This is a genomic window from Streptomyces malaysiensis subsp. samsunensis (genome assembly GCF_024519315.1).
Classification (GTDB): domain Bacteria; phylum Actinomycetota; class Actinomycetes; order Streptomycetales; family Streptomycetaceae; genus Streptomyces; species Streptomyces malaysiensis.
In genome coordinates, this window is the sequence record NZ_JANIIC010000059.1 from 43,033 (window position 1) to 69,888 (window position 26,856).

The window sequence follows — 26,856 nt, forward strand, 5'->3', positions numbered from 1 at the left end:
TGGTTCACATATATCGCGATGTATCGCGTCCCCGATACCTTTGCCGTCCAGTTGCTGCCGTGCGCTGCCTATTTGGGCGGACTTATGCCTTGATTGAGTGGAACCGACCCAACCCCGGGGAGTGCCAACATGCCAGGCGCTATTCACGCCGAGGGTCTGGTGAAGACCTTCGGCGACGTAAGGGCTCTGGACGGCGTCGATCTCGACGTACCGGAAGGAACCGTTCTAGGACTGCTCGGCCCCAATGGCGCCGGCAAGACCACAGCGGTGCGCGTGCTCACCACGCTGCTGCGCCCGGACAGCGGGAGGGCGGTGGTCGCGGGTGTGGACGTACTGAAGAACCCCGACGAGGTCCGTCGTTCCATCGGGCTGTCCGGCCAATTCGCCGCCGTGGACGAGTACTTGACCGGCCGTGAGAACCTCCGGATGGTCGGCCAGCTCTACCAGATGGGAGCGCGGGCGGCCAGGGCCCGCGCGAGTGAGCTGCTGGAGCGGTTCAGCCTCGCCGAGGCGGCCGACCGCACCGCCAAGACGTACTCCGGCGGAATGCGGCGGAGGCTGGACCTCGCCGCGGCGCTGGTGGTCAGGCCGCCTGTGATGTTCATGGACGAGCCGACCACCGGTCTGGACCCGCGCAACCGGCAGGCGCTGTGGGAGGTCATCCAGGAGCTGGTGGCCGGCGGTACGACGCTGCTGCTGACCACGCAGTATCTGGAGGAGGCGGACCATCTGGCGCATGACATCTGCGTGATCGACCGCGGCCGGGTCATCGCCCGCGGCACCTCCGACCAGCTCAAGGCCCGTACGGGCGGGGAGCGCGTGGAGGTCGTGGTGCATGAGCGCGAGCACATCGCGGCCGCCGATGAGGTGCTGCGGGTCCTGGGCAAGGGCGAGACGACCGTGCAGGAGCACACCCGTAAGGTCACCGTCCCGGTCGTGGGCGGCGCCAAGCTGCTCGCCGAGGTGATCCGCGAACTGGACAGCCGCGGTGTCGAGATCGACGACATCGGGCTGCGCAGACCGACCCTGGACGATGTGTTCATCTCGCTCACCGGCCGTGGGACCGAGGACGGACTCCGGGGTGGCGGCGGGACCGAGGACGGACTCCGGGGTGGCGGCGGGGCCGAGGGCGGGGGAGGCGAGTGATGGCGGTTGTCGAGGAGACCGGTGCCGCCGTCGCCGCGGCGCCCCGGCCGCGCGGCGGACCGCTGCGGTCCGTCCGGGATTCGCTGGTGGTCGCCAAGCGCAATCTGATCCGGATGATGCGCATTCCGGAGATGGTGGTGTTCGGCCTGGTGCAGCCGATCATGTTCGTGGTGCTGTTCAGCTATGTGTTCGGCGGCGCGATCATGGTTCCGGGGCAGTCCGGCGCGGATGCCACGGTGTATCGCGAGTTCCTGATGGCCGGGATCTTCGCGCAGACCGTGACCTTCGCCACGGCGGGCGCGGGCGCGGGGATCGCCGACGATATGCACAAGGGGCTGATCGACCGCTTCCGCTCGCTGCCGATGGCGCGCGGTGCGGTGCTCACCGGCCGTACGCTCGCGGATCTCGTCCAGACGGCGCTGACGCTGGTGGTGCTGGCGATCGTCGCGGTCATCGTGGGCTGGCGGATCCATGACGGTGTGCCGAAGGCGCTGGCCGCGTTCGGGCTGCTGCTTCTGCTCGGCTACGCCTTCTCGTGGATCGGCGCGCTGATCGGTCTCTCGGTGCGGACGCCGGAGGCGGCCACCTCGGGCGGGCTGATCTGGCTGTTCCCGCTGACGTTCATCTCGAACGCCTTCGTGCCGTCCAGCAAGATGCCCGCCGCGCTGGGCCATATCGCCGACTGGAACCCCTTCAGCGCGACGGTGCAGGCGTCCCGGCAGCTGTTCGGCAATCCGGAGGGCGTGGTCTCGGACGCCTGGCCGATGCGGCATCCGGCGCTGGCGTCGATCCTCTGGTCGCTGCTGATCATCCTGGTCTTCCGGACGCTGGCGGTGCGCAAGTACCGCTCGGCGACCGCCTGAGCGGCCCTTCCGGGAGCACGGAGATCGAGGGGGAGCCCCGGCCGTCCGGCCGGGGCTCCCCACCAGGCGTTCGGCTCAGCCCTGGTACGGCTTGGCCTCGAGGATCCGCACCGAGGCGGTACGGCCGTTGGGCAGCTCGTACTCCGCGTCCTGGCCCACCTTCTTGCCGTTCACACCCGAGCCCAGCGGGGACTGCGGCGAGTAGGTCTCGACGCCCGCGCTCGCGTACTCACGAGAGGCGAGCAGGAAGGTCAGGGTGTCGTCCGGGTCGCCGTCGAAGGCGATGGTGACGACCATGCCGGGGGCGACCACGCCGGTGTCCGCGGGGGCCTCGCCGACCTTCGCGTGCTGGAGGAGCTGCGTCAGCTGGCGGACGCGGAGCTCCTGCTTGCCCTGCTCTTCCTTGGCGGCGTGGTAACCCCCGTTCTCCCGGAGGTCACCCTCCTCCCGGGCAGCCTCGATCTTCTTCGCGATCTCGACACGTGCGGGACCCGACAGGTACTCCAGCTCGGCCTTGAGCTGGTCGTACGCCTCCTGGGTCAGCCAGGTGACGTTCTCGCTGGTCTGGGTCACAGGTGCTCCTCGTCGGTGCTGGGAATACAAATGAACGCCCTACTCAGAAGGGTGCGCCTTCGAAGCCGGGCGAAACCACGAGCCTAACAATTCCGGCAAGAAACGGGGAGGAGGGAACTGGGCGTAATGCGTAGGAAACCCGTCAGCGCTGGTCAGATCGGGTCCGTTGCTCCGACACGTCCAGTTCGATTATCGAACAGGTTCGCAGCCGATCAGCTCGGCGCTGGTCGCCCGGGCCGTGGTGCGCACCGTCACCACCTTGACCAGGTCGTCCTGGCGCTGGTCGAAGGTGAAGTCCTTCCGGCCCACCTCGGCGTGGTACTGGTCCAGGGTGCGCACCGTGCAGACACCGGTGGCGCCCTTGTCCTTGGTGACCTCCAGCCGCACATCGACGGCGTCGTCGGCGACCACCTTGAAACCGGTCAACCGGCCGCTGACGTCCTGACCGGTGATGTAGTCGTACCCGAACCACGAGATCAGGGCCAGCAGCCCGGCACCGAGCACCGCGCCGACGATCTTCAGCGTACGGTCCGCACGCGCGTCCGCGGACCGGCCGTAACGCCCGTCGGGCAGACCCTCGCGCACCGCGGCCATGGGCGTTCCTCCTGCTGGGGGAGAGATCGGAATTATTCGTCCCCGGTTTAGGTCACTATAGAAGCCGTCTCCCACGACGAATCACTGAGGATCGAACTTGACTGAGCAGCTGCGTTTGATGGCCGTGCACGCGCATCCCGATGACGAGTCGAGCAAGGGCGCGGCCACCATGGCCAAGTACGTGTCCGAGGGGGTGGACGTGCTGGTCGCCACCTGCACAGGCGGGGAGCGCGGCTCCATCCTGAACCCCAAGCTCCAGGGTGATCCCTACATCGAGGAGCACATCCACGAGGTCCGCGCCAAGGAGATGGACGAGGCGCGCCAGATCCTCGGCGTCAAGCAGGAGTGGCTGGGCTTCGTGGACTCCGGACTGCCCGAGGGCGATCCGCTGCCGCCACTGCCCGAGGGCTGCTTCGCGCTCCAGGACGTCGAGGCGGCCGCGGAGCCGCTGGTGAGGCTGATCCGCTCGTTCAAGCCGCAGGTGATCACCACCTATGACGAGAACGGCGGTTATCCGCACCCCGACCACATCATGACCCACAAGATCACGATGGTGGCCTTCGAGGCGGCTGGTGACCCCGGGAAGTACCCGGAGGCGGGGGAGCCCTGGCAGCCGCAGAAGGTCTACTACAACCAGGGCTTCAACCGGGCGCGCACCGTCGCGCTGCACGAGGCGCTGCTGGCCCGCGGGATGGACTCGCCGTACGGGGAGTGGCTGGAGCGCTGGAAGACGTTCGACCGGCCCGAGCGCACGCTGACCACCTATGTGCCCTGCGCCGACTTCTTCGAGATCCGCGACAAGGCGCTGATCGCGCACCGTACGCAGATCGACCCCGACGGCGGCTGGTTCCGGGTGCCGATGGACATCCAGAAGGAGATCTGGCCCACCGAGGAGTACGAGCTCGCCAAGTCGCTCGTGGACACCTCCCTCCCCGAGGACGACCTCTTCGCGGGCATCCGCAACAATTGAGCCCATGATGAGCCCCACCAGCACCCTCGCCATGACTCATCTCGTCCCGCTCGCCAAGGACCTGGACGAGAACAAGGTGACCCCGGGCGTCCTCGGTTTCATCGTCTTCGCCGTGATCGGCGCGGCGGTGTGGCTGCTGATGAAGTCCATGAACAAGCACATGAAGCGGGTGAACTTCGAGGAGGCGCCGGAGCCGGGCAAAGCTCCGGCGGCGGCTTCCGCCGAAGGCACCAAGAGCGAGGAGCGCACGGCCTGAGCCCTGACCGCGTGCCCCGCAGCACGAGCGGGACCCCGACGGCGTCTCGGCGCACTCCCTGCGGAGCGCTCAGGCGCGGGGCCGGTCCGGCAGCACGGCCATGACCTCGCGCGAGTGGCGGCTCGGCACCATGCCGAGCTGCCATGCCTGCCACCCCGTCTCCGGCTCGACGCCGCGCGCCAGCACCAGCGCGAACGCCTCCGCGCACCCCTCCAGCCGGGAATCCCCCGCCGTGCCGTCCTCGCGCATCTCCCGCATCAGCTCCGCCAGCTCCTCCTGGGCCACCGCCGTGCCGATGACCGAGCCGCCCGCGGAGGCGAACGGCAGCAGGGTGCAGCGCAGGAACCGGGCCCAGGAGCGGCCGCGCCGGTCCCCGTACCCGGCGAACAGCACCGCCGCCTCGTCCACCAGCTCCAGGGCCTGCGCCGCCTTGCCGTTTCCCGCGTCGATCACCGCCAGCTCGATACAGGACCATGCCTCGCCATGGGCCACGCCCACCCGGCGGAAGTCCTGCCGCGCGTCCTGGAGCAGCTGCCTCGCGAAGCCGCTGTTGCGCAGCGAACCGGTCTGCGCCGCCCGCAGATCGCGGGTGACCCGCGCGGAGTGGTGACGGGCACACGCCAGCCCGTACACATCCCGCATCCGGCTGAACATCGTGCGGGCCCGCTCCAGCTCACGCACCGCCGAGTCGTGGTCGCCGCGCTCCTCCAGCGCCTGGCCCAGGTAGTACAGCGTCCATGCCTCACCGCGCGCGTCCTCGTTCTCCCGGTGGCGGGCGAGGGCCTGGCGCAGCTGGTCGGCGGCCGTCGACGCCTCCCCGGCCACCAGCTGGGCCCGGGCCAGCTGGGTGAGCGCCCATGCCTCGCCGCGCTGGTCATGGGTGCGGCTATAGGCGTCCAGCGCGCCCCGCAGCTCGGCCTCGGCGCGCGGCACATCGCCCATCCGCAGACATGCCTGGCCCAGCTGGAAGTGGGCCCACGCCTGGCCGTGCAGGCTCTCGCTCTCCTGATGCAGCTCCAGGGCCTCGCCCAGCAGCTCCAGCGCCTCCGCCAGCCCGCCGCGGTCGCGCTCCACCGCCGCCAGGGCGTGCATCGTCCAGGCCCGGTCGCCGCGCAGCTCCTCGGCCCGCTGGAGCTCCAGCGCCTCGCGCAGCTTCGCCGCGGCCTCCACGAGATTGCCCTGGTGGTGCAGGGTGATGCCCAGACTGCACAGCGCACGGGCCGCGCCCGCCTGGTGCTGCGCCTCGAAATACAGGTCCACCACCGAGGACAGTGTGGTGCGCGCCTGGTCCAGCTCGCCGAGCTGGCGGGCCGCGATACCGGTGCGCCACTGCACGGACCGCATCAGCAGCCCCTGGTCGACGGCCTGGGTGAGCTCGCTGATCTCACCCAGCCGATAGAGATCGCCGCGCAGCAGGCAGTAGTCGCACAGCGCGCCCAGCAGATGGAGCACCGCGGCCTGGTCCACACCCTCCGCATGGCGCAGCGCGGCGGTGATGAAGCTCGATTCGTCGTCCAGCCAGCGCAGCGCCGCGTCCAGCGAGGTGAAGCCATGGCCGCCCGCCGCGCCCTTGCCGAAGATGTCGGCACGGGTGGACGTCTTGCCGTCGACCAGCCGGATCACCGAGTCCGCGAGCTCGGCGTAGCTGCGGATCAGCCGCTCCTGCGCGGCGGTGCGCTGCTCCGGCTGCTCCTCGTCGAGCAGCCGGGCGTGGGCGAAGGAGCGCACCAGGTCATGGAGGCGGTAACGGCTGCCGCGCACATGCTGGATCAGCCCGGCCCGGCCGAGCGCCTTCAGATGGCGGCCGGCCTCCTGCTCATCGGCGTCCAGCAGCGCCGCGGCGGCCGCGCCGCCCAGGCTGGCCCGCCCGGCCAGCGCCAGCCGGCGCAGCAGCCGCCGGGCGCCGTCCTGCTGGTCGGTGTAGCGCAGCCACAGGGCGCGCTCGATCGCGCCCACCGGGCCGTACGCCTCCAGCTCGGTGACCAGGGCGGCGGGGGTGCGGGGGCCGAGCGAGGAGCCCGCGATCCGCAGCGCCAGCGGCAGCCGCCCGCACAGCTCGGCGATCCGCTCCATGGACTGCCCGTCGTAGGGCCCGGCGCCGGTGGGCTCCTCGGCCGAGGCCCGCAGCAGCTCCTCGGCGCCCGGCTCGTCCAGCGGGCCCACCTCCACCCGGTGCACCCGGGCGGCGAGGTTGTCCGGGAGGCTGAGCGGGGTGCGCGAGGTGATCAGGACCAGGCTGTCGGACCGCTCGGGGATCAGCGTGCGCACCTGCTCGGCGTCGCGGGCGTCGTCGAGCACGATGGTGACCGGCAGCCCGGTCAGATACTGGTGATACAGCTCGGTGAGCCGCCTGATGTGCTGGTCCTGCGAGGACCGCTCCCGGAAGAGCAACTGATCGCGGGGTGCGCCGAGCCGGTTCAGCAGATGCAGCAGCGCGTCCCGGGTCGGCAGCGGGGCCTGCTCGGGGCTGTCGCCACGCAGATCGACCAGGCACGCACCGCGGAACTCGTCGTGCAGATGGTGGGCCGCCCGCACCGCCAGCATGGTGCGGCCGGAGCCCGGCGGGCCCTCCAGCAGCACCACCGTGGGCTTGGTCTCGGTGGACGCGCGGGCCTGCCGCACCCACTGCGCGATCTGGGTGATCTGCGCATGCCGCCCGGCGAACGGGCCGTCCGCCTCGGGCAGATGGGCGAAGGACTGCTCCAGCACGGTGCGCCTGCGGGCCGCCTGGCTGCGGTCCGCGCCGCGCAGCTTCGGCAGCTGACCGGTGGCGGAGGCCGAGCGCTTCGCCGAACCGCCGCCCTGGCGGGTGGCGGCCGCGGTCATCCGGTGCTGATCGATGAACGGCCGGATGCCCCGCACCTCGACCGCCGTGAGCCACTGGAGCCGCAGCTGCTCGGGCCCGCCGGGCTGGTTGCGCAGCGCGGCCTGGCGGTGGGCGGCGGGCCAGTGGCTCGCGGTGAGCTTGACGACGGCCGCCGCCGATCCGGCCACCGCGGCCGTCACCCCCGCGCCCAGCGCCGTGCCCGCCGACGTGCCGTAGGTGAGATCCGCGCCGAAGGCCGCTGCCGCGGCGACCGTCGCGGCCAGCGCCGGAGTGCCCAGCTGCCCGCGCGACAGGCGCGAAGAGAGCGGTCTGCTGCCCGCGCCGGATTCGTCCAGCGCGCGCACATACGCCCCGTACTCCTCCGCGGCGGCCGCGGCCATCTCGTCCAGCGCGCCCCGCGCCCGGCCGAGCAGCACTCCGCCGTCGGTGCGCCCGCCCGAGCGGCGCACCTCCTCCTCCACGGCGCGCGACAGCAGCCGCTCGACCTCGGTCCGGTGGCTTTCCCGCAGCACCGCCAGTGATCCCGGCATGTGATCCCCCTCCTGCGCAGCAGTGCCATCAGTCTTCCGCTTCTGGCTCTTATCCGGCAGTCCTGTGGATAACTCCCCTGTGGATAACTTCGTCTGTCTCGCCGGGTGGGGGAGGATGGAGCCATGCCGAACCGTCTGGCGCATGAGACGTCCCCCTATCTGCTTCAACACGCCGAGAACCCCGTCGATTGGTGGCCGTGGTCGGACGAGGCGTTCGAGGAAGCGCGGCGCCGCGGGGTGCCCGTGCTGCTGAGCGTCGGCTATTCGAGCTGCCACTGGTGCCATGTCATGGCGCACGAGTCGTTCGAGGACAAGGCGACGGCCGACTACCTCAACGCCCACTTCGTCTCCGTGAAGGTCGACCGCGAGGAGCGGCCGGACGTCGACGCGGTGTACATGGAGGCGGTGCAGGCCGCGACCGGCCAGGGCGGCTGGCCCATGACGGTCTTTCTGACCCCCGAGGCCCAGCCGTTCTACTTCGGCACCTACTTCCCGCCCCGGCCCCGGCCCGGAATGCCGTCCTTCCGGCAGGTGCTGGAGGGGGTGGGCGCCGCCTGGGAGGAGCGCCGCGAGGAGGTGCGGGACGTCGCCGGCCGGATCGTGGAGGACCTGGCCCGGCGCAGCGACATCGCCCTGGGCCCGGGGGCGCCCCAGCCGCCCGGCGCGGAGGATCTGCACACCGCGCTCATGGCCCTGACCCGCGAATTCGACGCCACGCGCGGCGGTTTCGGCGGTGCGCCGAAGTTCCCGCCGTCCATGGCGCTGGAGTTCCTGCTGCGCCACCACGCCCGCACCGGCTCCGAGGGCGCGTTGCAGATGGTGGCGGCCACCTGCGAGGCGATGGCCCGCGGCGGTGTCTACGACCAGCTCGGCGGCGGTTTCGCCCGCTATGCCGTCGACGCCGCCTGGACCGTGCCGCACTTCGAGAAGATGCTGTACGACAATGCGCTGCTGTGCCGGGTCTACGCCCATCTGTGGCGGGCCACCGGCTCGGACCTCGCCCGCCGTGTCGCCCTGGAGACGGCGGACTTCATGGTCCGCGAGCTGCGCACCGCACAGGGCGGCTTCGCCTCCGCGCTGGACGCCGACAGCGACGACGGCACCGGCAGGCATGTCGAGGGCGCGTACTACGCGTGGACGCCCGAGCAGCTGCGCGAGGTGCTGGGGGAGGCCGACGCGGAGTTCGCCGCCGGGTATTTCGGGGTCACGGAGGAGGGCACCTTCGAGGAGGGCGCCTCCGTGCTCCAGCTGCCCGACGGGGAGCGGCTGACGGACGCGTCCCGGGTCGCCTCCGTACGGGAGCGGCTGCTGGCCGCCAGGGGGCTCCGGGCCCGCCCCGGCCGCGACGACAAGATCGTCGCCGCCTGGAACGGGCTGGCCGTGGCGGCTCTCGCCGAGACCGGTGCCTATTTCGACCGCCCCGACCTGGTGGACGCCGCGACCGAGACCGCCGAGCTGTTGGTGCGCATCCACATGGACCAGCGCGGGCGGCTGGCCCGTACCTCGCTCGACGGCATCGCGGGCGGCCACGCGGGCGTGCTGGAGGACTACGGTGATGTGGCCGAGGGCTTCCTCGCTCTCGCCGCCGTCACCGGCGACGGTGCGTGGGTGGACTTCGCCGGGCTGCTCCTGGACACCGTGCTGAGCCGGTTCACCGCCGAGGACGGCACGCTGTTCGACACCGCCGACGACGCCGAGGCGCTCATCCGCCGCCCCCAGGACCCGACGGACAACGCGGCGCCCTCCGGCTGGACGGCCGCCGCCGGGGCCCTGCTGTCCTATGCCGCCATCACCGGCAGCACCGGCCACCGTGAGGCCGCCGAGCGCGCCCTCGCCGTGGTGCGCGCCCTCGGCCCCCGGGTGCCCCGCTTCATCGGCTGGGGCCTGGCGGTGGCCGAGGCCCGGCTCGACGGGCCGCGCGAGGTGGCCGTGGTCGGCCCCGGCGACGACCCGGCGACCCGCGCCCTGCACCGCGCCGCGCTCCTGGCCACCGCCCCCGGAGCGGTCGTCGCGGTCGGCGAGCCCGGCTCCGGGGAGGTCCCGCTGCTCCAGGACCGCCCCCTGCTGGAAGGACGCCCGGCGGCATACGTCTGCCGCGGCTTCACCTGCGACGCGCCCACGGCCGACGTCGAGGCGCTGACGGCCAAGCTGGGGGGTTGAGCGAAGGGGGGCGGCGGCCGCTCGCCCTGGCTCTGGTCGGGCGGTCGGGCCGGCCCCGGGCCGGCCCCGGTCCGGCCTGGCCGGTACCTGGGCAGCCTGTGGCTGGTCTCGGTCCGGCCTGGCTTGCCTCGGGCCGGTTGCGGGGCAGCCTTGGCTGATGCCGGTCCGGCCCTCGGCTGAGCCCTGGCCGAGCTCCGGTTCAGCTCGGCCGGTCGCTGGCCGGCCTCGGGCTGGTTCCGGGTCAGCTTCGGGCCGGTTCCGGGCCAGCTTCGGGCCGGCTTCGGTCGATGTCCGGACCGCCCCCGGCTAGCCCAGCCGAGTCCCGACTACCCCGGGCCAGCCCCAGTCGAGCCCCCGACCAACCCCAGGGCCAGCTCCGGTGGGCCCCCGGGTCAGCCCGGGGGCCGATGGCAGGGCGCAGAGGCAGGGGCGTTCCCCGGGCAGATCACAGCGGTACGCCTCGGCTGAGCAGGTCCAGGGCTCGGTCGATGGCCGTCGCCAGGTCGTCGGCGCCTCGCCTGGCGGCCCTGGGGGCGCCCGACGGGCTTCCCGGCGTTCCCGGAGTTCCCGGCGTTCCCGGTGTCTTCGGTTCCTTCGTTCCCGCCGTTCCCGTCGGCCCGTCGGCCAGGCTTTCGTCCAGGCCGTTGCCCAGGCTCCCGTCCAGGCCGTTGCCCAGGCTTTCATCCAGGCCGTCGTCCGGGCTTTCATCCAGGCCGTTGCCCAGGCTCCCGTCCAGGCCGTTGTCCAGGCTCCCGTCCAGGCCGTCGTCCGGGTTTCCATCCAGGCCATCGCCCAGGCTCTCGTCCAGGCCGCAGGCCAGACCGTGGTCCAGGCAGTGGAAGACGGCCTCCCGCAGGGCGCCGAGGACGGCGCCCACCGCGACCCGCACCTCGAAGTCGTCCGGGGCCCGGCCGCTGCGCTCGGCCAGAGCCTCGCCCAGCAGGGCGCCGCTGTCGGCCAGGCAGCCGCTCATCCGAGCGCGCAGCGCCGGGACCTGCCGGACGAGGGCCAGCCGGGCCAGCAGTTCCTCGCGTTCCGCGCCCGCCGAGGGGCCCAGCAGCTCGGCGACGGCATGGCGCAGGGAGGCGGTCGGGGGTTCGTCCCGCGGGCGCTCGCGGATCGCCTCCGCCATGAGCGCGTCGTACTCGTCGGTGAGGACGATGTCCTCCTTGGTCGGGAAGTACCGGAAGACGGTGCTGGACGAGACATCGGCGGCGCGTGCGATCCGGTCCACCGGAGTGGCCTCGTAGCCCTGCTCCGCGAAGAGCCGGAGGGCGGCGCGCCGGATCGCCTGCCGGGTTTTGATCTTCTTCCGTTCGCGCAGCCCGGGGCCGGGCCCGCGTTCGGGCTGGGGGGTGGTGGCCTTGGGCATCAGGGGTGCTGGTACGCCACCAAGGAGATGCCGACGTAGTGCACGACGAAGGCGGCCAGCGTGAAGCTGTGGAACACCTCGTGGAAGCCGAACCAGCGGGGTGAGGGGTTGGGGCGCTTGGTGCCGTAGATCACCGCGCCCACGCTGTAGAGCAGCCCGCCGACCACGATCAGCGTCATCACGGCGATGCCGCCGGTGCGCAGGAAGTCGGGCAGGAAGAAGATGGCCGCCCAGCCCAGCGCGATATAGCACGGGGTGTACAGCCAGCGCGGGGCGCCGACCCAGAAGACCCGGAAGGCGATTCCGGCGAGCGCTCCGGCCCACACCAGCCACAGCAGCAATTGCTTCTTGCCGTGTGGCAGAAGCAGCAGCGTGAAGGGCGTGTAGGTGCCCGCGATGATCAGGAAGATATTGGCGTGGTCCAGCCGCCGCAGCACCGCGGCGGTGCGCGGGCCCCAATTGCCGCGGTGGTAAAGGGCGCTGGTGCCGAACAGCGCACATGCGGTGAGCGTGTAGATGGCACAGGCCAGCCGCCCGCGCGGACTGTCGGCGAGGGCTGTCAGCACCACACCCGAGATCAGGGCCGCGGGAAACATGCCGGCGTGCAGCCAGCCGCGCAGCATCGGCTTCAGGGGGAGCGGCGGGGCCGCTTTGGGCCCTGGGGGGTTCTCAACGGCGGCATCGGGCGCGGCGGCAGTCATGGCGCTCATGCTACCTACGCCACCGTAAGTTACCGATCCATGTCGAGTGGTGATGGTCACCAAGGCGCCCACTGGACAGATGGCCTACACAGTCGGATGATCAAATGAGCGCGGTTGGCACCGGATGAGCTGAGCATCCGGGTCGCAGCCCCCAAGGGGTAGCTGTCTCCATAATCGGATATGAGTGCACATATCCGTCCAAAACCCTCAATCAAGACGCCGGAGCGAGTGCGGCTCCGGCGGGATGGAGCGATCGTGGCGCCCAGCAATGTGGCTTCCTCCCTCACCACCCCGAGCCCCACGAGCCACCAGGAGCTCGTCTCCTGGGTCGGCGAGATCGCCGCCCTCACCGAGCCCGACCAAGTGGTGTGGTGCGATGGCTCGGAGGCGGAGTACGACCGCCTGTGCGCGGAACTCGTCGAGAAGGGCACCTTCAAGCGCCTTGACTCGATCAAGCGCCCCAACTCGTACTACGCCGCCTCCGATCCGAGCGATGTGGCGCGCGTCGAGGACCGTACGTTCATATGCTCCGAGAAGGAGGCGGACGCCGGCCCGACCAACCACTGGAAACACCCCGCGGAGATGCGCGAGATCTTTGCAGGGGAGCAGGGCATCTTCCGGGGTTCGATGCGCGGCCGGACCATGTACGTCGTGCCCTTCTGCATGGGCCCGCTCGGCTCGCCGCTGTCCGCGATCGGCGTCGAGATCACCGACTCCGCCTATGTGGCCGTCTCCATGCGCACCATGACCCGCATGGGGCAGGACGTCCTCGACGTCCTCGGGGACGAGGGCTTCTTCGTCAAGGCCGTCCACTCCCTCGGTGCCCCGCTGGAGCCGGGCCAGGCCGACGTCCCCTGGCCGTGCAACTCGACCAAGTACATCTCGCACTTCCCGGAGACGCGGGAGATCTGGTCGTACGGCTCCGGCTACGGCGGCAACGCCCTGCTCGGCAAGAAGTGCTACGCCCTGCGTATCGCCTCGGTGATGGCGCGGGACGAGGGCTGGCTCGCCGAGCACATGCTGATCCTCAAGCTCACCCCGCCGCGCGGGGAGGCCAAGTACGTGGCCGCGGCGTTCCCGAGCGCCTGTGGCAAGACCAACCTCGCGATGCTGGAGCCGACCGTCCGGGGCTGGACGGTCGAGACGATCGGCGACGACATCGCCTGGATGCGGTTCGGCGAGGACGGCAGGCTCTACGCGATCAACCCCGAGGCGGGCTTCTTCGGTGTCGCGCCCGGCACCGGTGAGCACACCAACGCCAACGCGATGAAGACCCTGTGGGGGAACTCGGTCTTCACCAATGTGGCGCTCACCGACGACGGCGATGTGTGGTGGGAGGGCATGACCGAGGAGCCGCCCGCCCATCTGACCGACTGGAAGGGCAACGACTGGACCCCGGCGAGCGAGACGCCCGCGGCCCACCCCAACGCCCGTTTCACCGTGCCGGCCGGTCAGTGCCCGATCATCGCCCCCGAGTGGGAGGACCCCAAGGGCGTGCCGATCTCGGCGATCCTCTTCGGCGGCCGCCGGGCCAGCGCCGTTCCGCTGGTGACGGAGTCCTTCGACTGGCAGCACGGTGTCTTCCTCGGCGCCAACGTGGCGAGCGAGAAGACCGCCGCGGCCGAGGGCAAGGTCGGCGAGCTGCGCCGCGACCCGTTCGCCATGCTGCCGTTCTGCGGCTACAACATGGGCGACTACATGGCCCACTGGGTGAAGGTCGGCAAGAACGCCGACGCCGCCAAGCTGCCGAAGATCTACTACGTCAACTGGTTCCGCAAGGACGCCGGCGGGCGCTTCGTGTGGCCGGGCTTCGGTGAGAACAGCCGGGTGCTGAAGTGGATCGTCGACCGCCTGAACGGCACGGCCGAGGGCGTGGAGTCCCCGATCGGGGTGCTGCCGGCGCCCGGGGCGCTGGACACCGACGGTCTGGACCTCGACGATGCCTCGCTCGAACTGCTGCTCACGGTCGACAAGGACGTCTGGCGCGAGGAGGCGGCGCTGGTGCCCGATCACCTCAACACCTTCGGTGACCACACGCCCAAGGAGATGTGGGACGAGTACCACGCGCTGGTGAAGCGCCTGGGCTGAGCCGTACCGCGCCGCTCAACGGGACGGGGCCCGCGCTCGTGCGCGGGCCCAGCCCATTCTCTCGCGCGGGCCCCGCCCCATGCTCATACGCGGGCCCCAGTCCATGCTCATGTCATGCCGCGCTCATGCGTGCGCTCATACGGCCGTGCTCGCCGCCGTCCTCACGCCGCCAGCCCCAGCGCGCTCGCATGGGACCGCAGCCGCTCGGCCGCCAGCTCCGTGACCGTCGCGTCCTCGCGTGACGTGGCCACGACCAGGGCCCATCCGGCCAGGGTGTGGGCGCGCTGGTGGAGGGCGGCGACATGCGCCGGGTCCGATTCCGTGGCGGAGGGCGCGGCGCGCAGTGGGGCGTGGCCGTCGCGCAGCCGGGCGGCCTGGTCGGCGAGCCGCTCGGCGGCGTCGTCGAGGCCGGGGTCCGGGGTGAGGGCGCGCAGCTCGTCCGTCACGGTGAGCAGCGCGGTCAGATGTCCGGCCAGCCGGATGTCCAGCTCTTCCTCGCGGGAGCGATGCGGGAAGTCGGGCTTGAGCTCGGCCATGCTGTGGACCGATTTGGTGCGGATCGGCTCGTACATGGATGGCCTCCAAGGGGTCAGGAGGCCATCCTAACTTAGACGCTGTCTAAAGTTGAGCGGCGGCTAAAAGATCAGGAGCCAGAAAGATCAGGAGCCAAATGCTCAGGGCTGGCCGTAGCCGTCCAGGAAGTTTCCGATCCGGGTCACCGCGTCGGCGAGATCCTTCTTGGCGGGGAGCGTGACGATACGGAAGTGATCCGGCTCGGGCCAGTTGAACCCGGTGCCGTGCACGATCATGATCTTCTCGGCCCGCAGCAGATCAAGGACCATCTGCCGGTCGTCCTTGATCTTGTAGACCTTGGGGTCCAGCTTGGGGAACGCGTACAGCGCGCCCTTGGGCTTCACGCAGGTCACGCCCGGGATCTGGGTCAGCAGATCGTACGCCGTGTCCCGCTGCTCCAGCAGCCGGCCGCCGGGGAGCACCAGGTCGTTGATCGACTGACGGCCGCCGAGCGCCGTGGCCACCGCGTGCTGCGCCGGCATATTGGCGCACAGCCGCATATTGGCCAGGATCGTGAGCCCCTCCAGATAGCTGGCGGCGTGCGCCTTGGGGCCGCAGACCGCGAGCCAGCCGCTGCGGTAGCCCGCCACCCGGTACGCCTTGGAGAGCCCGTTGAAGGTGAGGGTCAGCAGATCGGGGGCGACGGCGGCGGTCGGGGTGTGGGTGGCCCCGTCGTAGAGGATCTTGTCGTAGATCTCGTCGGAGCAGACGATCAGCCGGTGGCGGCGGGCGATATCGGTGAGGCCGCGCAGCGTCTCCTCGCCGTAGACGGCGCCCGTGGGGTTGTTGGGGTTGATGATGACGAGCGCCTTGGTGCGGTCGGTGACCTTGCGCTCGATATCGGCGAGGTCCGGCAGCCAGTCCGACTGCTCGTCGCAGCGGTAGTGGACGGCGGTGCCGCCGGCGAGTGAGACCGCGGCGGTCCACAGCGGGTAGTCGGGGGCGGGGACGAGGACCTCGTCGCCGTCGTCCAGCAGTCCCTGCATCGACATCTGGATCAGCTCGGAGACGCCGTTGCCGAGGAAGATGTCCTCGACGTCGAGGTCGATGCCCTGGGTCTGGTAGTGCTGCATCACCGCGCGCCGCGCGGTCAGCAGCCCCTTGGCGTCGCCGTAGCCATGGGCGTCGCCGAGGTTGCGGAGCATGTCCTCGAGGATCTCCGGGGGGCATTCGAAGCCGAAGGTCGCCGGATTGCCGGTGTTGAGCTTGAGGATGCGGTGTCCTGCCGCCTCGAGTCGCATCGCCTCCTCGAGCACCGGGCCACGGATTTCGTAGCAGACGTTGGCGAGCTTTGTGGACTGGATCACCTGCATGTCGGCCACCTTACGGCGGAGCATCCGGGGCCGCTCGGTGTTTTTCGCCACGTGGACCGTGTACGGGGGCGCCGGGCGGTGGCGGCCACGACCCCGTGCGCCGCCCCGGAGCGGCGCCTCGCGCGGATGACTCGTGCGGATAACGAGTCTGTTTCCGGCGTTAATTTCCGCGAAAGAAGGGTTGGCCCGAACGGGTTGCGTGGTTATCGTTCACGCACTTCACCCAATCGTTCGGCTGAACGAGTAAGGGAAGGGTACCCCCGTTCATGTCCCCGTTGATGTCCGAGATCTCCCACCGAACAGCCCACGCCGCGGCCGGGATACCGCGGCGGTCGGTCCTCACCGCCGCGGCGGCCGGCGGCGCGCTCGGCGGCTCCGCCCTTCTGACCGGCTGCTCGGGAGCCGCCTCCGCGTCCCCGTCCAGGGCCGTGCCCACCCGCGGCCCGGCCGGGCGCCCCGACCGCGGCGGCACGCTGCGCATCGCCCGGCCGCCCGCCTCCGATGCCGAGACCCTCGACCCGGCGAGCGCCCTGTCCGCGTACGAATACCTCGGCGCGCTCTACAACCGCCTGGTCCGGATCGGGTCCGACGGGGCCGTCGCCCCCGACCTCGCCGAGTCCTGGGAGCCCGATGCCAAGGCCACCACCTGGACCTTCCGGCTGCGCCGCGGTGTCACCTTCCACGACGGCCGCGCCTTCACCTCGGCCGATGCCGCCTACACGCTGCGCCACATCCTCGACAAAGCGACCGCCTCCCCACAGGCCCCCGTGCTGTCCCCGCTGGTCGACCCGGCCCGGCTGCGCACCCCCGACGCCCACACCCTGATCGTTCCGCTGAAGAGCCCGCACGCCGAGTTCCCCAGCCTGCTGACCCACTACAACTGTTATGTCGTCCCCGAGGGCAGCGCGCGCTCCATCGGCCGCACCGGCATCGGCACCGGCCCCTTCCGGCTCGCCTCCTTCACCGCCGCCGGGCCCGGCCGGGTCACCGCCTACGCCGACCACTGGGCCGGGCGCCCGGTGCTGGACGCCATCGACTTCTACACCGTGGCCGATATGCAGGCCCGCTCGGGCGCCCTGCTCGCCGGGCAGGTCGATCTGCTCTCCCAGACCAATCTGGACTTCGCCACCGCCCGGGTCATCGCCGCCTCCGACCGCGCCACCATCGCCCGCGCCGAGAACGCCCAGTGGTACGTGCTGCCGATGCTCACCACCGAGAAGCCCTTCACCGATGTGCGGGTGCGGCAGGCGATGAAGCTCGCCTACGACCCGGCGCACATCCTGAAGGCCGCCCTCCAGGGCGCGGGCACGGCCGGCTGGGACAACCCCGTCCCGCCGAACGACCCCGCCCACCTCGCGGCCCACCCCGCCCACGACCCCGAGCAGGCCCGCCATCTGCTGAAGAAGGCCGGGTACGAGCGGCTTGCGGTTGACCTCTACACCTCCGCGTACGACCCGATCTTCACGCCCATGGCCCTCGCCTACCAGGAGTCGGCCGGGCGCGCGGGCATCCGGATCCGGGTCAGGACGGCGGCCGCCGACTCGTACTACACCCAGATCTGGATGAAGAAGCCGCTCATGGCCACCTACTGGTACACCGGGCGCCCCATCGACCAGTTGCTCAACCAGGTCTTCCGCGGCGGCTCCTCGTACAACGAGACCGCCTGGTCCGACAAGGAGTTCGACGCGCTGCTCGACCGGGCCCGCCGGGAGATCGACGAGCACCGCAGGCGTGAGCTGTACGGACAGGCGCAGACGCTCGTGATCGAGCGGGGCGGGGCGATCACCCCGATGTTCGCCGACCGGCTCGTCGGGATCTCCCGGAAGGTGCGCGGCTACGCCGAGCACGGCTTCGAGTTCGACTACCTCCACATCGGCCTGAAGGGGGCATGAGGGGCATGCTCACCTTCCTCGTCCGCCGGGTGGTCGCCGCGCTCGGCACCCTGCTGCTCTCCTCGGTCCTGGTCTTCCTGGCCGTCCAGGCGCTGCCCGGCGATGTGGCCACCCAGGTGCTCGGCAGGGACGCCACCCCCGACGCGGTCGCCGCGCTGCGCAAGCAGATGGGGCTGGACCAGCCCGCCTGGGAGCGGTACGCGGAGTGGATCAAGGGCGCGCTGCACGGCGACTTCGGCACCTCGCTGGTCACCACCAAACCGGTGGGCGGCGAGGTCGCCCAGCACCTCGGCAACTCCGCCCTGATCGCCGTCGTCACCGTCCTCTTCGCGGTGACCGGCTCCCTCGTCCTCGGCATCCTCGCCGGGCTCTACCGCGACCGCTGGCCCGACCACCTGATCTCCACGGTCAGCCTGATCGGGATGAGCGTCCCCGAATTCGTCGTGGCCACCGTGCTGGTGCTCGCCTTCTCCGTCACCGTGCCGGTGCTACCCGCCGTGGTGCTGTACGGACCGGGGGCCGGGGTCGGACAGCTGCTCCCGGCGGTCTGGCTGCCCGCCGCCTCGCTCGCGATCGTCATGGCCGCGTACATCGTGCGGATGGCCCGCACCTCGGTGATCGACGTCATGGCGAGCGAATACGTCACCACCGCCCGGCTCAAGGGGCTGTCCACCTGGCGGGTGGTCACCCGGCACGCGCTGCCCAGCGCCCTGCTGCCCACGCTCCACGTCATCGCGCTCAATGTGGCCTGGCTGGTCGGCGGGGTCGCCGTGGTCGAGAACGTCTTCAACTACCCCGGCATCGGCAAGCTGCTGCTCACCTCCGTCCAGAACCGGGATCTGCCCGTCATCCAGGCCATCGCGCTCATCAGCGCCGTCGTCTACGTCGTCTGCAATCTCGCCGCCGACATCGGCTCCATGGCCCTCAACCCCAGGCTCCGCACCCGAGGAGGGAGGATCCGATGAGCTTCCTGAAGGCATCCGCGGGCGTTGCCCCCGCCGCCGTCCCGCCGCCCGCGCCCGTGCGGCCCGGTTTCGCCGCCCGCACCTGGCGCACCGTGCGCTCCTCCCGCCCTGCCGCCATCGGGCTCGCGATTGTCGCCGTCCATGTGGTGGTCGCGCTGCTCGCGCCGCTGCTCACCCCGTACCACCCCACCACCGGCGACGCCTCGCACGCGCTGCTCGGGCCGAGCGCCGACCACTGGGCGGGCACCGACCAGTACGGGCGCGATGTGCTGACCCGGGTGCTGTACGGCGGGCGGTACGCGCTCGGCGTCTCCGTCACCGCGACCGTCCTCACCATCGCCCTCGGCGCCGTCCTCGGCTGCGCGGCCGCGCTGCGCGGCGGCTGGCTGGACGATCTGCTGATGCGCGTCCTGGACGCGGTGCTGTCCCTCCCCGCGATCCTCGTCCTGCTGGTGATCGTCACCGCGCTGGGCACCGGATCCTCGGTCATCGTGCTGGCCATCGCCGTCGTCTGCGTACCCCAGGTGGTGCGGGTCGTGCGCGGCGCCGCGCTCGCCGTCGTCCCCCAGGACTACGTCACCGCGGCGCGCGCCCGTGGCGAGTCCACCTGGGCGATCCTGCGGCGCGAGGTGCTGCCCAACATCACCGACGTGGTGTGCGTCGAATTCGCGATGCGGGCCTCCTGGGTGGTGCTGCTGATCTCCTCGCTGTCCTTCCTCGGCTTCGGCGCCGATCCGCCCACCCCCGACTGGGGGCTGATGGTCTCGGAGAACCGCACCGCCATCACCGTCGTCCCGATGGCCAGCCTCGCGCCCATCATCGCCCTGGCCACGATGGTGGTCGGGCTCAATCTCGCGGCCGACGGCCTGTCCAAGGCGTGGGGCGTGGACCGGATCAGGGAGGGCGCGTGATGACATCGCTTCCGGCCCCCATCGTTTCCGTGGACGAGCTGTCCGTCGCCTACCGCTCCGGCGGGCGCGAGGTGCCCGTCGTCCACGAGGTGTCGCTGGCGGTGAGCCCAGGCCGGACGCTGGCCCTGGTCGGCGAGTCGGGCAGCGGCAAATCGACGGTCGCCGCGACGCTGCTGGGGCATCTGCGGCATGGATCGCGGATCACGGGCGGGCGGGTCGCCGTGGACGGCCGCGATGTCTTCGCACTCTCCGCGCGGGAGTTGCGGCGGCTGCGCGGCGGTACGGTCGCCATGGTCGCCCAGAACGCGGGCCACGCGCTGACGCCGTCCATGCGGATCGGACGGCAGATCGCGGAGGCGGGCGGCGAAGTGCCCGTCACGGAGCTCCTGGAACAGGTCCGGCTGCCGCGCCCCCGCGAGCTCGCCCGCCGCTACCCGCACGAACTCTCCGGCGGACAGCAGCAGCGCGTCGCCATCGCGATGGCCATCGCGGCCCGGCCCAAGGTGCTCGTCCTGGACGAGCCCACCACCGGCCTCGACGTGATCACCCAGCGCGGGGTGCTCGACCTGATCGGCGCCCTGCGCGAAGAACTCGGCCTCGCCGCGGTGCTGGTCAGCCATGACCTCGGCGTGGTCGCGCACATGGCCGACGAGGTGTGTGTGATGCACGCCGGGCGCGTGGTCGAAGCCGCCCCCACCCGCCGCCTCTTCACCGCCCCCGCCGCCCCGTACACCCGCCGTCTGCTGTCCAGCGTCCCCCGCGTCACGGACGCCGGACTCGCGCTGGTCGGCGAGGACGGCACACGCGAGATCCGCCCCAGGGCGGAGGTGCCCGCGGACGCGGCGGAGGCGGTGTCCGTACGGCACGTGACGATCGACTACGGCACCGCCTCGCGGGCTGTGGACGGGGTCTCCTTCAGCGTGCGGCGCGGGGAAGTGCTGGCCCTGGTGGGCGAGTCGGGAAGCGGTAAGTCGACGATCGCGTGGGCGTTGGCGGGGCTGCGGGTGCCTTCGGGCGGGCGGATGAGGGCGGTGGCGGGGGGTTTGCGGGGTGGTGCGGCTGGGGGGTCGGCAGGGGGCTCGGCGGGCGCTGTGGCCGGCGGCTCGTCGGATGGTTCGTCCGGTGGTGCTTCCGGCGGCCCCTCTGCCGACTTGTCCGGTGCTGCGTCCGACCGCTCGGCTGGCCTCTCGCCCGGCGGCTCGGCCGGCGCCTGGTCCGGGGCCTCGTCCGGCGGCCGGTCCGGCGCTCCGTCCGGCGCCTCGCCCGGCGGCGATGGGGATCTGGGGGTGCCCGCGCGGCGGCGCCCGCTCGCTCTGCGCCGCACCGTTCAGCTCGTCTTCCAGAACGCCGACACCTCGCTCAATCCGCGGCGTTCGGTGGGCGACGCGGTACGGCGGCCCCTGCGCTTCTTCGGTACGGCGGGGTCGAGGGGCGAGGCGGCGTCGCGGGCCCGGCAGCTGATCGCCGACGTCCGCCTCGACCCCGACTTCGCCGACCGGCTGCCCGCGCAGCTGTCCGGCGGCCAGCGACAGCGGATCGGGATCGCGCGGGCGCTGGCCGGGGAGCCGGAGGTGCTGATCGCGGACGAGATCACGACGGGGCTGGATGTGTCCGTGCAGGCCGAGGTGTTGCGGCTGCTGGACGATCTGCGGCGGGAGCGGGAGTTGGCGTGCCTGTTCATCAGCCATGACCTGGCGGTGGTGCGGGGGATCGCCGACCGGGTGGTGGTGCTGCGGCACGGGGTGGTGGTGGAGGAGGGGCCGACGGATGTGGTCTTCGCGGATCCCGGTCACCCGTATACGCGGGAGTTGATGGCGGCGGCGTTGGAGCCGGAGCCGGGGGTGGGGGCGGAGAGGGCTGCGGTGGCGGTTGAGGGGTGGGAGGACGCGGCGGGGCCGGGGGGGGTCTGGGTTGAGCTGGGGGGGGGGCATCGGGTGCGGCGCTGGCGGTCGGCGGATGGTTAGCCCCCACCCCGCCCCTTCCCGAACCGGGGCCCCGCCCCGGCCCCCGCAGGGTGAAGCCCAGGGCTTCGTCGCCGGGTGCGGGCCGGTGGGCGGGTTGTGCCTGTCCGTCCCTCCGCCAGCTACTGCTGGGAGGTGCCCCCTCCGCGGGATGATTGCCCACAACCGACAAGCGTCTCCGGCGTTTGAGGGGCGGGGTTCTGGGGCGGGGCCCTTGGTTTCGGGGAGGGGCGGGGTGGGGCAAGGCCCGCCGCAGGTGTGTGCCCGGAGCCTTGCCCGGCGGAGCCTCCGGCTCGCGATCGAGCCGCGGGGCGTGGCTCGAGCCCCTCCGGCGCTTGAGGAGCGGGGTGCAGGGGCTGGGCCCATGGTTTCGGGGAGGGGCGGGGTGGGGGCTTGTCGCCGGAGGCGTGCACCGGCCGTGGACAACACACCAGGCAGAGGAGATACGTGAAGTACCGCGAAACCTTCGACCGCGAGGTCCACGTCGAGGACGTATGGATCCCCACCCGGGACGGGAAGACGCGGCTGCACGCCCGCATCTGGCGGCCGACAGACGCGGAGACCGCCCCCGTCCCCGCCCTGCTGGAATACCTTCCGTACCGCAAGAGCGACTGGACGGCCCCGCGCGACGCGCAGCGTCACCCCTGGTACGCGGGGCACGGCTACGCCTCCGTACGGGTCGATCTGCGCGGCAGCGGGGACTCCGAGGGCGTGATGCTCGACGAGTACACCGCGACCGAGCTCGCCGACGGCGTGGATGTCGTCAATTGGCTGGCGCGACAGCCGTGGTGCACCGGCAAGGTGGGGATGTTCGGGATCTCCTGGGGCGGGTTCAACTCGCTCCAGATCGCCGCCCTGCGCCCGGAGCCGCTGAAGGCGATCGTCACGGTCTGTTCCACGGACGACCGTTACGACAACGACGTCCACTACACCGGCGGCGCCGTCCTGGGCATCGACATGCTCGCCTGGGCCGGGACGATGCTCGCGTTCACCGCCCGCCCCCCGCACCCGGCCACGGTCGGCGAGGACCGCTGGCTGCCGATGTGGCGGGAGCGGCTCGACGCGCTCGAGCCGTATCTGCACACCTGGCTCGCCCACCAGGAGCGGGACGACTACTGGCGGCACGGCAGCGTCTGCGAGGACTACGGCGCGATCGAGGCCGCCGTGCTCGCGGTCGGCGGCTGGGCCGATCCGTACCGGGACACCGTGCTGCGCCTGCTGGAGCACCTCGACGCGCCGGTGCGCGGGCTCGTCGGCCCCTGGTCGCATCAGTACCCGGACCGGGGGCTGCCGCCGGGCCCGGCGATCGGTTTCCTCCAGGAGACGTTGCGCTGGTGGGACCACTGGCTCAAGGACGAGCCGACCGGTGTGCTGGACGAGCCGATGCTCCGCGCCTGGATCAACGACCCGGTGCCGCCCGCCACCTCGTACCCGACCATGCCCGGCCGCTGGGTCGGCGAGGACGCCTGGCCGTCGCCGTCCGTCACCTGGGACGAACGCCCGCTCGGCGGCCCGGACGACGAGCCGGCGATCGTATGCTCGCCGCTGCACACCGGGCTGGACGCGGGCCGTTTCTTCCCCTTCGGCAACGCCACCGATCTGCCGCCCGACCAGCGGGAGGAGGACGGCCGTTCGGTCTGCTTCGACTCGGCGCCGCTGACCGGGAGGGTGGAGATCCTCGGCCGGGCGCGGGTGCGGCTGCGGCTGGACAGCGCCACCCCGCGCGCCCATGTCATCGCCCGGGTCTGCGACGTGGCGCCCGACGGCTCCTCGACCCTGGTCACCCGTGGGGTGCTCAATCTGCTGTCCCGCGAGGGGCGGGAGCGGGCGGTGGAGTGGGAGCCGGGGACGTACGAGGACGTGGAGTTCGAGCTGAACGCCACGGGGTACGCCTTCCCGCCCGGCCACCGCATCAGGGTCGCCGTCTCCGACACGTACTGGCCGTGGGTCTGGCCGCACGGCGAACGCGGCCGGCTGACCGTACGGCCCGGCCGGAGCGCGCTGCTGCTGCCCGTACGGGATCCGGGCGCCGACGCGGGCCGTCCGCCCATCGTCTTCGAGCCGCCCGAGCAGGCCCCGCCGCTCGCGGTGACCGTGGACCCGCCCGTCGGGGCCCGCCCCGAGCGCCTCGTCACCCATGACGTCGCGACGGGGGAGTGGGTGCTGGACGTGGACCCCAACTACGGGGGTTCGCGCACGTATCCCGACGGACTGCGCTACGAGGAGAGCGCCCGCGAGACCTACCGCATCCGATCCGGCGATCCGCTGTCGGCCGTGGCAAGCTCTCGGTGGACCATCCGGCTGCGGCGCGGGGACTGGGACGCGGAGGTCGTCACCGCCGTGGAACTGCGTGCCACGGCGGAGGAATTCATCATGGACAGCAGCATCGAGGCTCGGGCGAACGGAGAGACAGTGGTCACGCGCGCATGGCATCGCACCACGCCGAGGACGTCCGCGTGACGTCCCGTTCCGAACGCCGCCCGCCGCGCCGCGCCGTCGCGGCCTCCGCCCGCACCCGGCAGCCCACCGAGGTGCGCCGCCGGCTGATCGTGGAGGCCGCGGTGCCGCTCATCGCCGAGCGCGGCACCGCGGCGGTGGGGGTGCGCGAGGTGGCGGCCGCGGCGGGGGTGTCGGTCGGCACGGTCACGTACCACTTCGAGAGCGTGCAGGAAGTCCTCTCCGAGGCGATGGTGCTGCACATAGAGCGCTACTACGCCGCGCTCAGCGAGGCCGCCGCGAAGGCCACCAGCGGGCCGGAGGGGCTGCGGCTGCTCATCGACGCGCTCTTCACGGACGATACGGACCGGCACTGGCGGATGTGGTTCGACTACTGGAACGCGGGCGAACGGGACCAGACGTTCGCCCGTGGCCAGGCCGAACGGTACGAGCGCTGGCACGAGGAGATCCGGGCCCTGGTGGAACGGGGCCGTGTCGAGGGCGAGTTCCACTGCGAGGACCCGGCCGACTTCGCCCTCCGCTTCTCCGCCCTGGCCGACGGCCTCGCCCTGCGCCGCCTCCGCCAGGTGCCCGCGCTGACCGTGGCCGACGCCCGGCGCCATCTGCGGCGCTTCGTGGACGCGGAGCTGCGGGGCACGGCGGCCTGAGCGCTCCGCCTGGAAGCGCCCTGAGCCGCCGTCGATCGTCCGCGGCGCCGTCGTGGCCGCCCGCGCCCGCGCGGCGGAGCCGCACATCGATCGCGGCCCCGCGCCCCTTCGGGGCACCACCGAAGCAGGAGCCGAGGTGGGGCCATGTCGCGCTCGACTTCGGCCCGCGCCTCAAGGGGCTGCTCGAAGCGTGCGCGGTAGGGCTCGTCTCCGCACGATCCGATCGCTGAAAGCTCGTGGGGAAGGGGGGCTGGGCCGCCGGGCCCGGCCCCCGCGACCGTTCTAGGCGCGGCGGATCGCGCGCCCCGCGAGGACGTCCGTCCGCCGCCCGTCCTCGATGACGAAACGGCCGTCGATGAGGACGTGCGGAATGCCGGTCGGGAGGGTGCGCGGGGCCTCGAACGTCGAGCCCGCCGCCACCGTCTCCGGATCGAAGAGCACGAGGTCCGCGCGGTAGCCCTCGCGGATCTGCCCGCGGTCGGGGAGGCGGAGGCGGGCCGCGGGGCGGGCGGTGAGATGGGCCACGCACTCCTCCAGGGTGAGGACGCCCAGCTCACGGACGTAGCGGCCCAGGTACTGGGGGAAGGTGCCGTACGCACGGGGGTGCGGCTTGGCGCCGTGCAGGATGCCGTCGCTGCCGCCGGTGTGGGCCGGATGCTTCATGATCGCCTGGACGTTCTCCTCATGCCCGACGTGCTGGAGGATCGTCGGGCCCAGGTGGTCGTCCAGGAGCAGGCGGCGGGCGGTGACCCAGGGGGCCTCGCCGTGCTCGCGGGCGCCGGCGGCGACCGTTTTGCCGACGTAGCGGCTCAGGGTCGGGTCGCTCACACCGGAGATCTCGATCGTGTCCCAGTCGATGGGCACCCCGTGGCAGCCGTCCGCGCCGTCCACCTCCATGACGTGCCGGATGCGCTCCGCTTCGGCGTCGTCGCGCAGCCGTGCGAGGGCCGCGTCGGGGCCGCCCTCGGCCGCCCAGCTCGGCAGCATCGCGGCGAGCGTGGTGCAGCCGGGGAGGTAGGGGTAGGTGTCGAGGGTGATGTCGGCGCCGTCGGCGATCGCCGCGTCGAGGAGGGTGAGCAGTTCGGGGGCGCGGCCCTTGTTGACGTCGAAGTTCATGGTGGCGTGGGCGAGATGGAGCGCACAGCCGGACTCCCGGCTGAGGGTCACCATCTCCTCGTAGGCGCGCAGGGCACCGGCGCCGTACGAGCGGTGGTGCGGGCAGTAGTAGCCGCCATACGCGGCCACGACCCGGCACAGCTCGGTGAGTTCGGCGTCGGAGGCGTACATCCCGGGGGTGTAGGTGAGCCCGGAGGACAGCCCGACGGCCCCCTGCTCCAGCCCCTCCGCCACCAGCGCCTTCATCCGCCCGACCTCGGCGGGCGTCGCGTCGCGGTCCTCCCAGCCGAGGACGAGCATGCGGACGGTGCCCTGGGGGATGAGGTACGCGGCGTTGACCGCGATGCCCTGGCCGTCGAAGCCGTGGTCGAGACGGTCCAGGAACTCGCCGACGGTGCGCCAGCTGAAGTCGATGTCGGTGCTTCCGGGCCCACCGCCGTTCCAGCCGGTGATGGCGGTACGGATCTGGGCGAGGGTGCGGTCGTCCACGGGCGCGTACGAGAGCCCGTCCTGGCCGATGACCTCGAGGGTCACGCCCTGCGCGGCCTTCGCGGAGTGGTCGGGGTCGCGGAGCAGCGCGAGGTCGCTGTGCGCGTGCATGTCGATGAACCCGGGGGAGAGGACGAGCCCATCGGCGTCCACGACCCGTCTGCCCGTCGGCCGTGCCCCGCTCCCCTCGGCCACGACGGCGGCGATCCGCCCGCCGTCCACGCCGACGTCCGCCCGGTAGCGAGCCCGTCCGGTCCCGTCGATGACATGCGCGTCCCGGATGACCAGGTCCATGAAATACCCTCTCCTCCAGCCGATCGCGCCTGCGGCGCGCTGTACGTTTCCCCCCCCCCCCCCCCCCCCCGCCCCCCCCCCCCGCCCCCCCCCCCCTCCCCCCCCCCCCCCCCCCCCCCCCCCCCCCCCCCCCCCCCCCCCCCCCCCCCCCCCCCCCC

The 26,856-nt window shown here is 72.0% G+C and carries 20 protein-coding genes; 12 read left to right on the forward strand and 8 right to left on the reverse strand.

The window, feature by feature from the left end; translation table 11 throughout:
• The first annotated feature begins 129 nt into the window (after positions 1-129).
• Both NQU54_RS37455 and NQU54_RS37460 read left to right on the forward strand, forming a co-directional pair.
• Positions 130-1,146, forward strand: coding sequence for an ATP-binding cassette domain-containing protein (locus tag NQU54_RS37455; protein ID WP_257634894.1), 1,017 nt, complete (start codon positions 130-132; stop codon positions 1,144-1,146).
• Complete coding sequence (locus NQU54_RS37460; protein WP_257634895.1) at positions 1,146-2,009, forward strand: ABC transporter permease; 864 nt, start codon at positions 1,146-1,148, stop codon at positions 2,007-2,009. Before NQU54_RS37455 ends, NQU54_RS37460 begins: the two co-directional genes overlap by 1 nt.
• Before the next feature lie 75 nt (positions 2,010-2,084).
• On the opposite strand, the gene greA is transcribed toward NQU54_RS37460, so the two are convergent.
• Both greA and NQU54_RS37470 read right to left on the reverse strand, forming a co-directional pair.
• On the reverse strand, positions 2,085-2,582 hold the full coding sequence (gene greA / locus NQU54_RS37465) for a transcription elongation factor GreA (protein ID WP_069864618.1): 498 nt from the start codon (positions 2,580-2,582) through the stop codon (positions 2,085-2,087).
• A 189-nt stretch (positions 2,583-2,771) separates the two neighbouring features.
• Entirely contained in the window at positions 2,772-3,176 is a 405-nt protein-coding gene (locus NQU54_RS37470; RefSeq protein WP_069864616.1) for a DUF4307 domain-containing protein, read from the reverse strand.
• Between the two features lie 97 nt (positions 3,177-3,273).
• Here NQU54_RS37470 and mca point away from each other — a divergent pair, with 97 nt between their 5' ends.
• Together mca and NQU54_RS37480 are read left to right on the forward strand one after the other, a co-directional pair.
• Positions 3,274-4,146, forward strand: a complete 873-nt coding sequence (mca, locus tag NQU54_RS37475) for a mycothiol conjugate amidase Mca (protein WP_174884624.1) — start codon at positions 3,274-3,276, stop codon at positions 4,144-4,146.
• A 7-nt stretch (positions 4,147-4,153) separates the two neighbouring features.
• Complete coding sequence (locus NQU54_RS37480) at positions 4,154-4,402, forward strand: hypothetical protein (protein ID WP_257634910.1); 249 nt, start codon at positions 4,154-4,156, stop codon at positions 4,400-4,402.
• 69 nt (positions 4,403-4,471) lie between these two features.
• Here NQU54_RS37480 and NQU54_RS37485 read toward each other — a convergent pair whose 3' ends face one another.
• A complete protein-coding gene (locus NQU54_RS37485; protein ID WP_257634896.1) occupies positions 4,472-7,759 on the reverse strand; it encodes a tetratricopeptide repeat protein in 3,288 nt (1,095 codons plus the stop codon).
• 123 nt (positions 7,760-7,882) lie between these two features.
• Here NQU54_RS37485 and NQU54_RS37490 point away from each other — a divergent pair, with 123 nt between their 5' ends.
• Positions 7,883-9,919 (forward strand): thioredoxin domain-containing protein, encoded by a 2,037-nt coding sequence (locus NQU54_RS37490; RefSeq protein ID WP_257634897.1) that lies wholly within the window; start codon positions 7,883-7,885, stop codon positions 9,917-9,919.
• A gap of 445 nt (positions 9,920-10,364) precedes the next feature.
• On the opposite strand, the gene NQU54_RS50300 is transcribed toward NQU54_RS37490, so the two are convergent.
• Together NQU54_RS50300 and trhA are read right to left on the reverse strand one after the other, a co-directional pair.
• Complete coding sequence (locus NQU54_RS50300) at positions 10,365-11,291, reverse strand: TetR/AcrR family transcriptional regulator (RefSeq protein ID WP_372506202.1); 927 nt, start codon at positions 11,289-11,291, stop codon at positions 10,365-10,367.
• Positions 11,291-12,001 (reverse strand): PAQR family membrane homeostasis protein TrhA, encoded by a 711-nt coding sequence (gene trhA / locus NQU54_RS37505; RefSeq protein WP_100806356.1) that lies wholly within the window; start codon positions 11,999-12,001, stop codon positions 11,291-11,293. The genes NQU54_RS50300 and trhA overlap by 1 nt, the downstream gene beginning before the upstream one ends.
• A gap of 246 nt (positions 12,002-12,247) precedes the next feature.
• Here trhA and NQU54_RS37510 point away from each other — a divergent pair, with 246 nt between their 5' ends.
• Entirely contained in the window at positions 12,248-14,080 is a 1,833-nt protein-coding gene (locus NQU54_RS37510) for a phosphoenolpyruvate carboxykinase (GTP) (protein WP_257634898.1), read from the forward strand.
• 161 nt (positions 14,081-14,241) lie between these two features.
• Here NQU54_RS37510 and NQU54_RS37515 read toward each other — a convergent pair whose 3' ends face one another.
• A complete protein-coding gene (locus NQU54_RS37515) occupies positions 14,242-14,652 on the reverse strand; it encodes an SCO4983 family protein (RefSeq protein ID WP_257634899.1) in 411 nt (136 codons plus the stop codon).
• Between the two features lie 102 nt (positions 14,653-14,754).
• Positions 14,755-15,966, reverse strand: a complete 1,212-nt coding sequence (locus tag NQU54_RS37520) for a pyridoxal phosphate-dependent aminotransferase (protein WP_069865530.1) — start codon at positions 15,964-15,966, stop codon at positions 14,755-14,757.
• A 278-nt stretch (positions 15,967-16,244) separates the two neighbouring features.
• On the opposite strand from NQU54_RS37520, the gene NQU54_RS37525 reads away from it, so the two are divergent.
• From NQU54_RS37525 to NQU54_RS37550, 6 genes are all read left to right on the forward strand, one after another.
• Positions 16,245-17,858: an ABC transporter substrate-binding protein gene (locus tag NQU54_RS37525; protein ID WP_257634900.1), complete on the forward strand. Its 1,614-nt coding sequence runs from the start codon at positions 16,245-16,247 to the stop codon at positions 17,856-17,858.
• A 5-nt stretch (positions 17,859-17,863) separates the two neighbouring features.
• Positions 17,864-18,823, forward strand: coding sequence for an ABC transporter permease (locus tag NQU54_RS37530; protein ID WP_147967460.1), 960 nt, complete (start codon positions 17,864-17,866; stop codon positions 18,821-18,823).
• On the forward strand, positions 18,820-19,734 hold the full coding sequence (locus NQU54_RS37535; RefSeq protein ID WP_257634901.1) for an ABC transporter permease: 915 nt from the start codon (positions 18,820-18,822) through the stop codon (positions 19,732-19,734). The genes NQU54_RS37530 and NQU54_RS37535 overlap by 4 nt, the downstream gene beginning before the upstream one ends.
• On the forward strand, positions 19,734-21,698 hold the full coding sequence (locus NQU54_RS37540; RefSeq protein WP_257634902.1) for a dipeptide ABC transporter ATP-binding protein: 1,965 nt from the start codon (positions 19,734-19,736) through the stop codon (positions 21,696-21,698). Before NQU54_RS37535 ends, NQU54_RS37540 begins: the two co-directional genes overlap by 1 nt.
• 444 nt (positions 21,699-22,142) lie before the next feature.
• Positions 22,143-24,155, forward strand: coding sequence for a CocE/NonD family hydrolase (locus NQU54_RS37545; protein ID WP_257634903.1), 2,013 nt, complete (start codon positions 22,143-22,145; stop codon positions 24,153-24,155).
• A complete protein-coding gene (locus tag NQU54_RS37550) occupies positions 24,152-24,799 on the forward strand; it encodes a TetR/AcrR family transcriptional regulator (protein WP_231981315.1) in 648 nt (215 codons plus the stop codon). Before NQU54_RS37545 ends, NQU54_RS37550 begins: the two co-directional genes overlap by 4 nt.
• Before the next feature lie 282 nt (positions 24,800-25,081).
• Here the strand turns inward: NQU54_RS37550 and NQU54_RS37555 are convergent, their stop codons facing one another.
• Positions 25,082-26,698, reverse strand: coding sequence for an N-acyl-D-amino-acid deacylase family protein (locus NQU54_RS37555; protein ID WP_257634904.1), 1,617 nt, complete (start codon positions 26,696-26,698; stop codon positions 25,082-25,084).
• Positions 26,699-26,856 lie beyond the last annotated feature (158 nt).

Coding starts and splice junctions, on each gene's coding strand:
- NQU54_RS37455 (WP_257634894.1), top strand. CDS start 130: ATGCCAGGCGCTATTCACGCCGAGGGTCTGGTGAAGACCTTCGGCGAC.
- NQU54_RS37460 (WP_257634895.1), top strand. CDS start 1,146: ATGGCGGTTGTCGAGGAGACCGGTGCCGCCGTCGCCGCGGCGCCCCGG.
- NQU54_RS37470 (WP_069864616.1), bottom strand. CDS start 3,176: ATGGCCGCGGTGCGCGAGGGTCTGCCCGACGGGCGTTACGGCCGGTCC.
- NQU54_RS37480 (WP_257634910.1), top strand. CDS start 4,154: ATGAGCCCCACCAGCACCCTCGCCATGACTCATCTCGTCCCGCTCGCC.
- NQU54_RS37485 (WP_257634896.1), bottom strand. CDS start 7,759: ATGCCGGGATCACTGGCGGTGCTGCGGGAAAGCCACCGGACCGAGGTC.
- NQU54_RS37490 (WP_257634897.1), top strand. CDS start 7,883: ATGCCGAACCGTCTGGCGCATGAGACGTCCCCCTATCTGCTTCAACAC.
- NQU54_RS50300 (WP_372506202.1), bottom strand. CDS start 11,291: ATGCCCAAGGCCACCACCCCCCAGCCCGAACGCGGGCCCGGCCCCGGG.
- trhA (WP_100806356.1), bottom strand. CDS start 12,001: ATGAGCGCCATGACTGCCGCCGCGCCCGATGCCGCCGTTGAGAACCCC.
- NQU54_RS37515 (WP_257634899.1), bottom strand. CDS start 14,652: ATGTACGAGCCGATCCGCACCAAATCGGTCCACAGCATGGCCGAGCTC.
- NQU54_RS37520 (WP_069865530.1), bottom strand. CDS start 15,966: ATGCAGGTGATCCAGTCCACAAAGCTCGCCAACGTCTGCTACGAAATC.
- NQU54_RS37525 (WP_257634900.1), top strand. CDS start 16,245: ATGTCCGAGATCTCCCACCGAACAGCCCACGCCGCGGCCGGGATACCG.
- NQU54_RS37530 (WP_147967460.1), top strand. CDS start 17,864: ATGCTCACCTTCCTCGTCCGCCGGGTGGTCGCCGCGCTCGGCACCCTG.
- NQU54_RS37535 (WP_257634901.1), top strand. CDS start 18,820: ATGAGCTTCCTGAAGGCATCCGCGGGCGTTGCCCCCGCCGCCGTCCCG.
- NQU54_RS37540 (WP_257634902.1), top strand. CDS start 19,734: ATGACATCGCTTCCGGCCCCCATCGTTTCCGTGGACGAGCTGTCCGTC.
- NQU54_RS37555 (WP_257634904.1), bottom strand. CDS start 26,698: ATGGACCTGGTCATCCGGGACGCGCATGTCATCGACGGGACCGGACGG.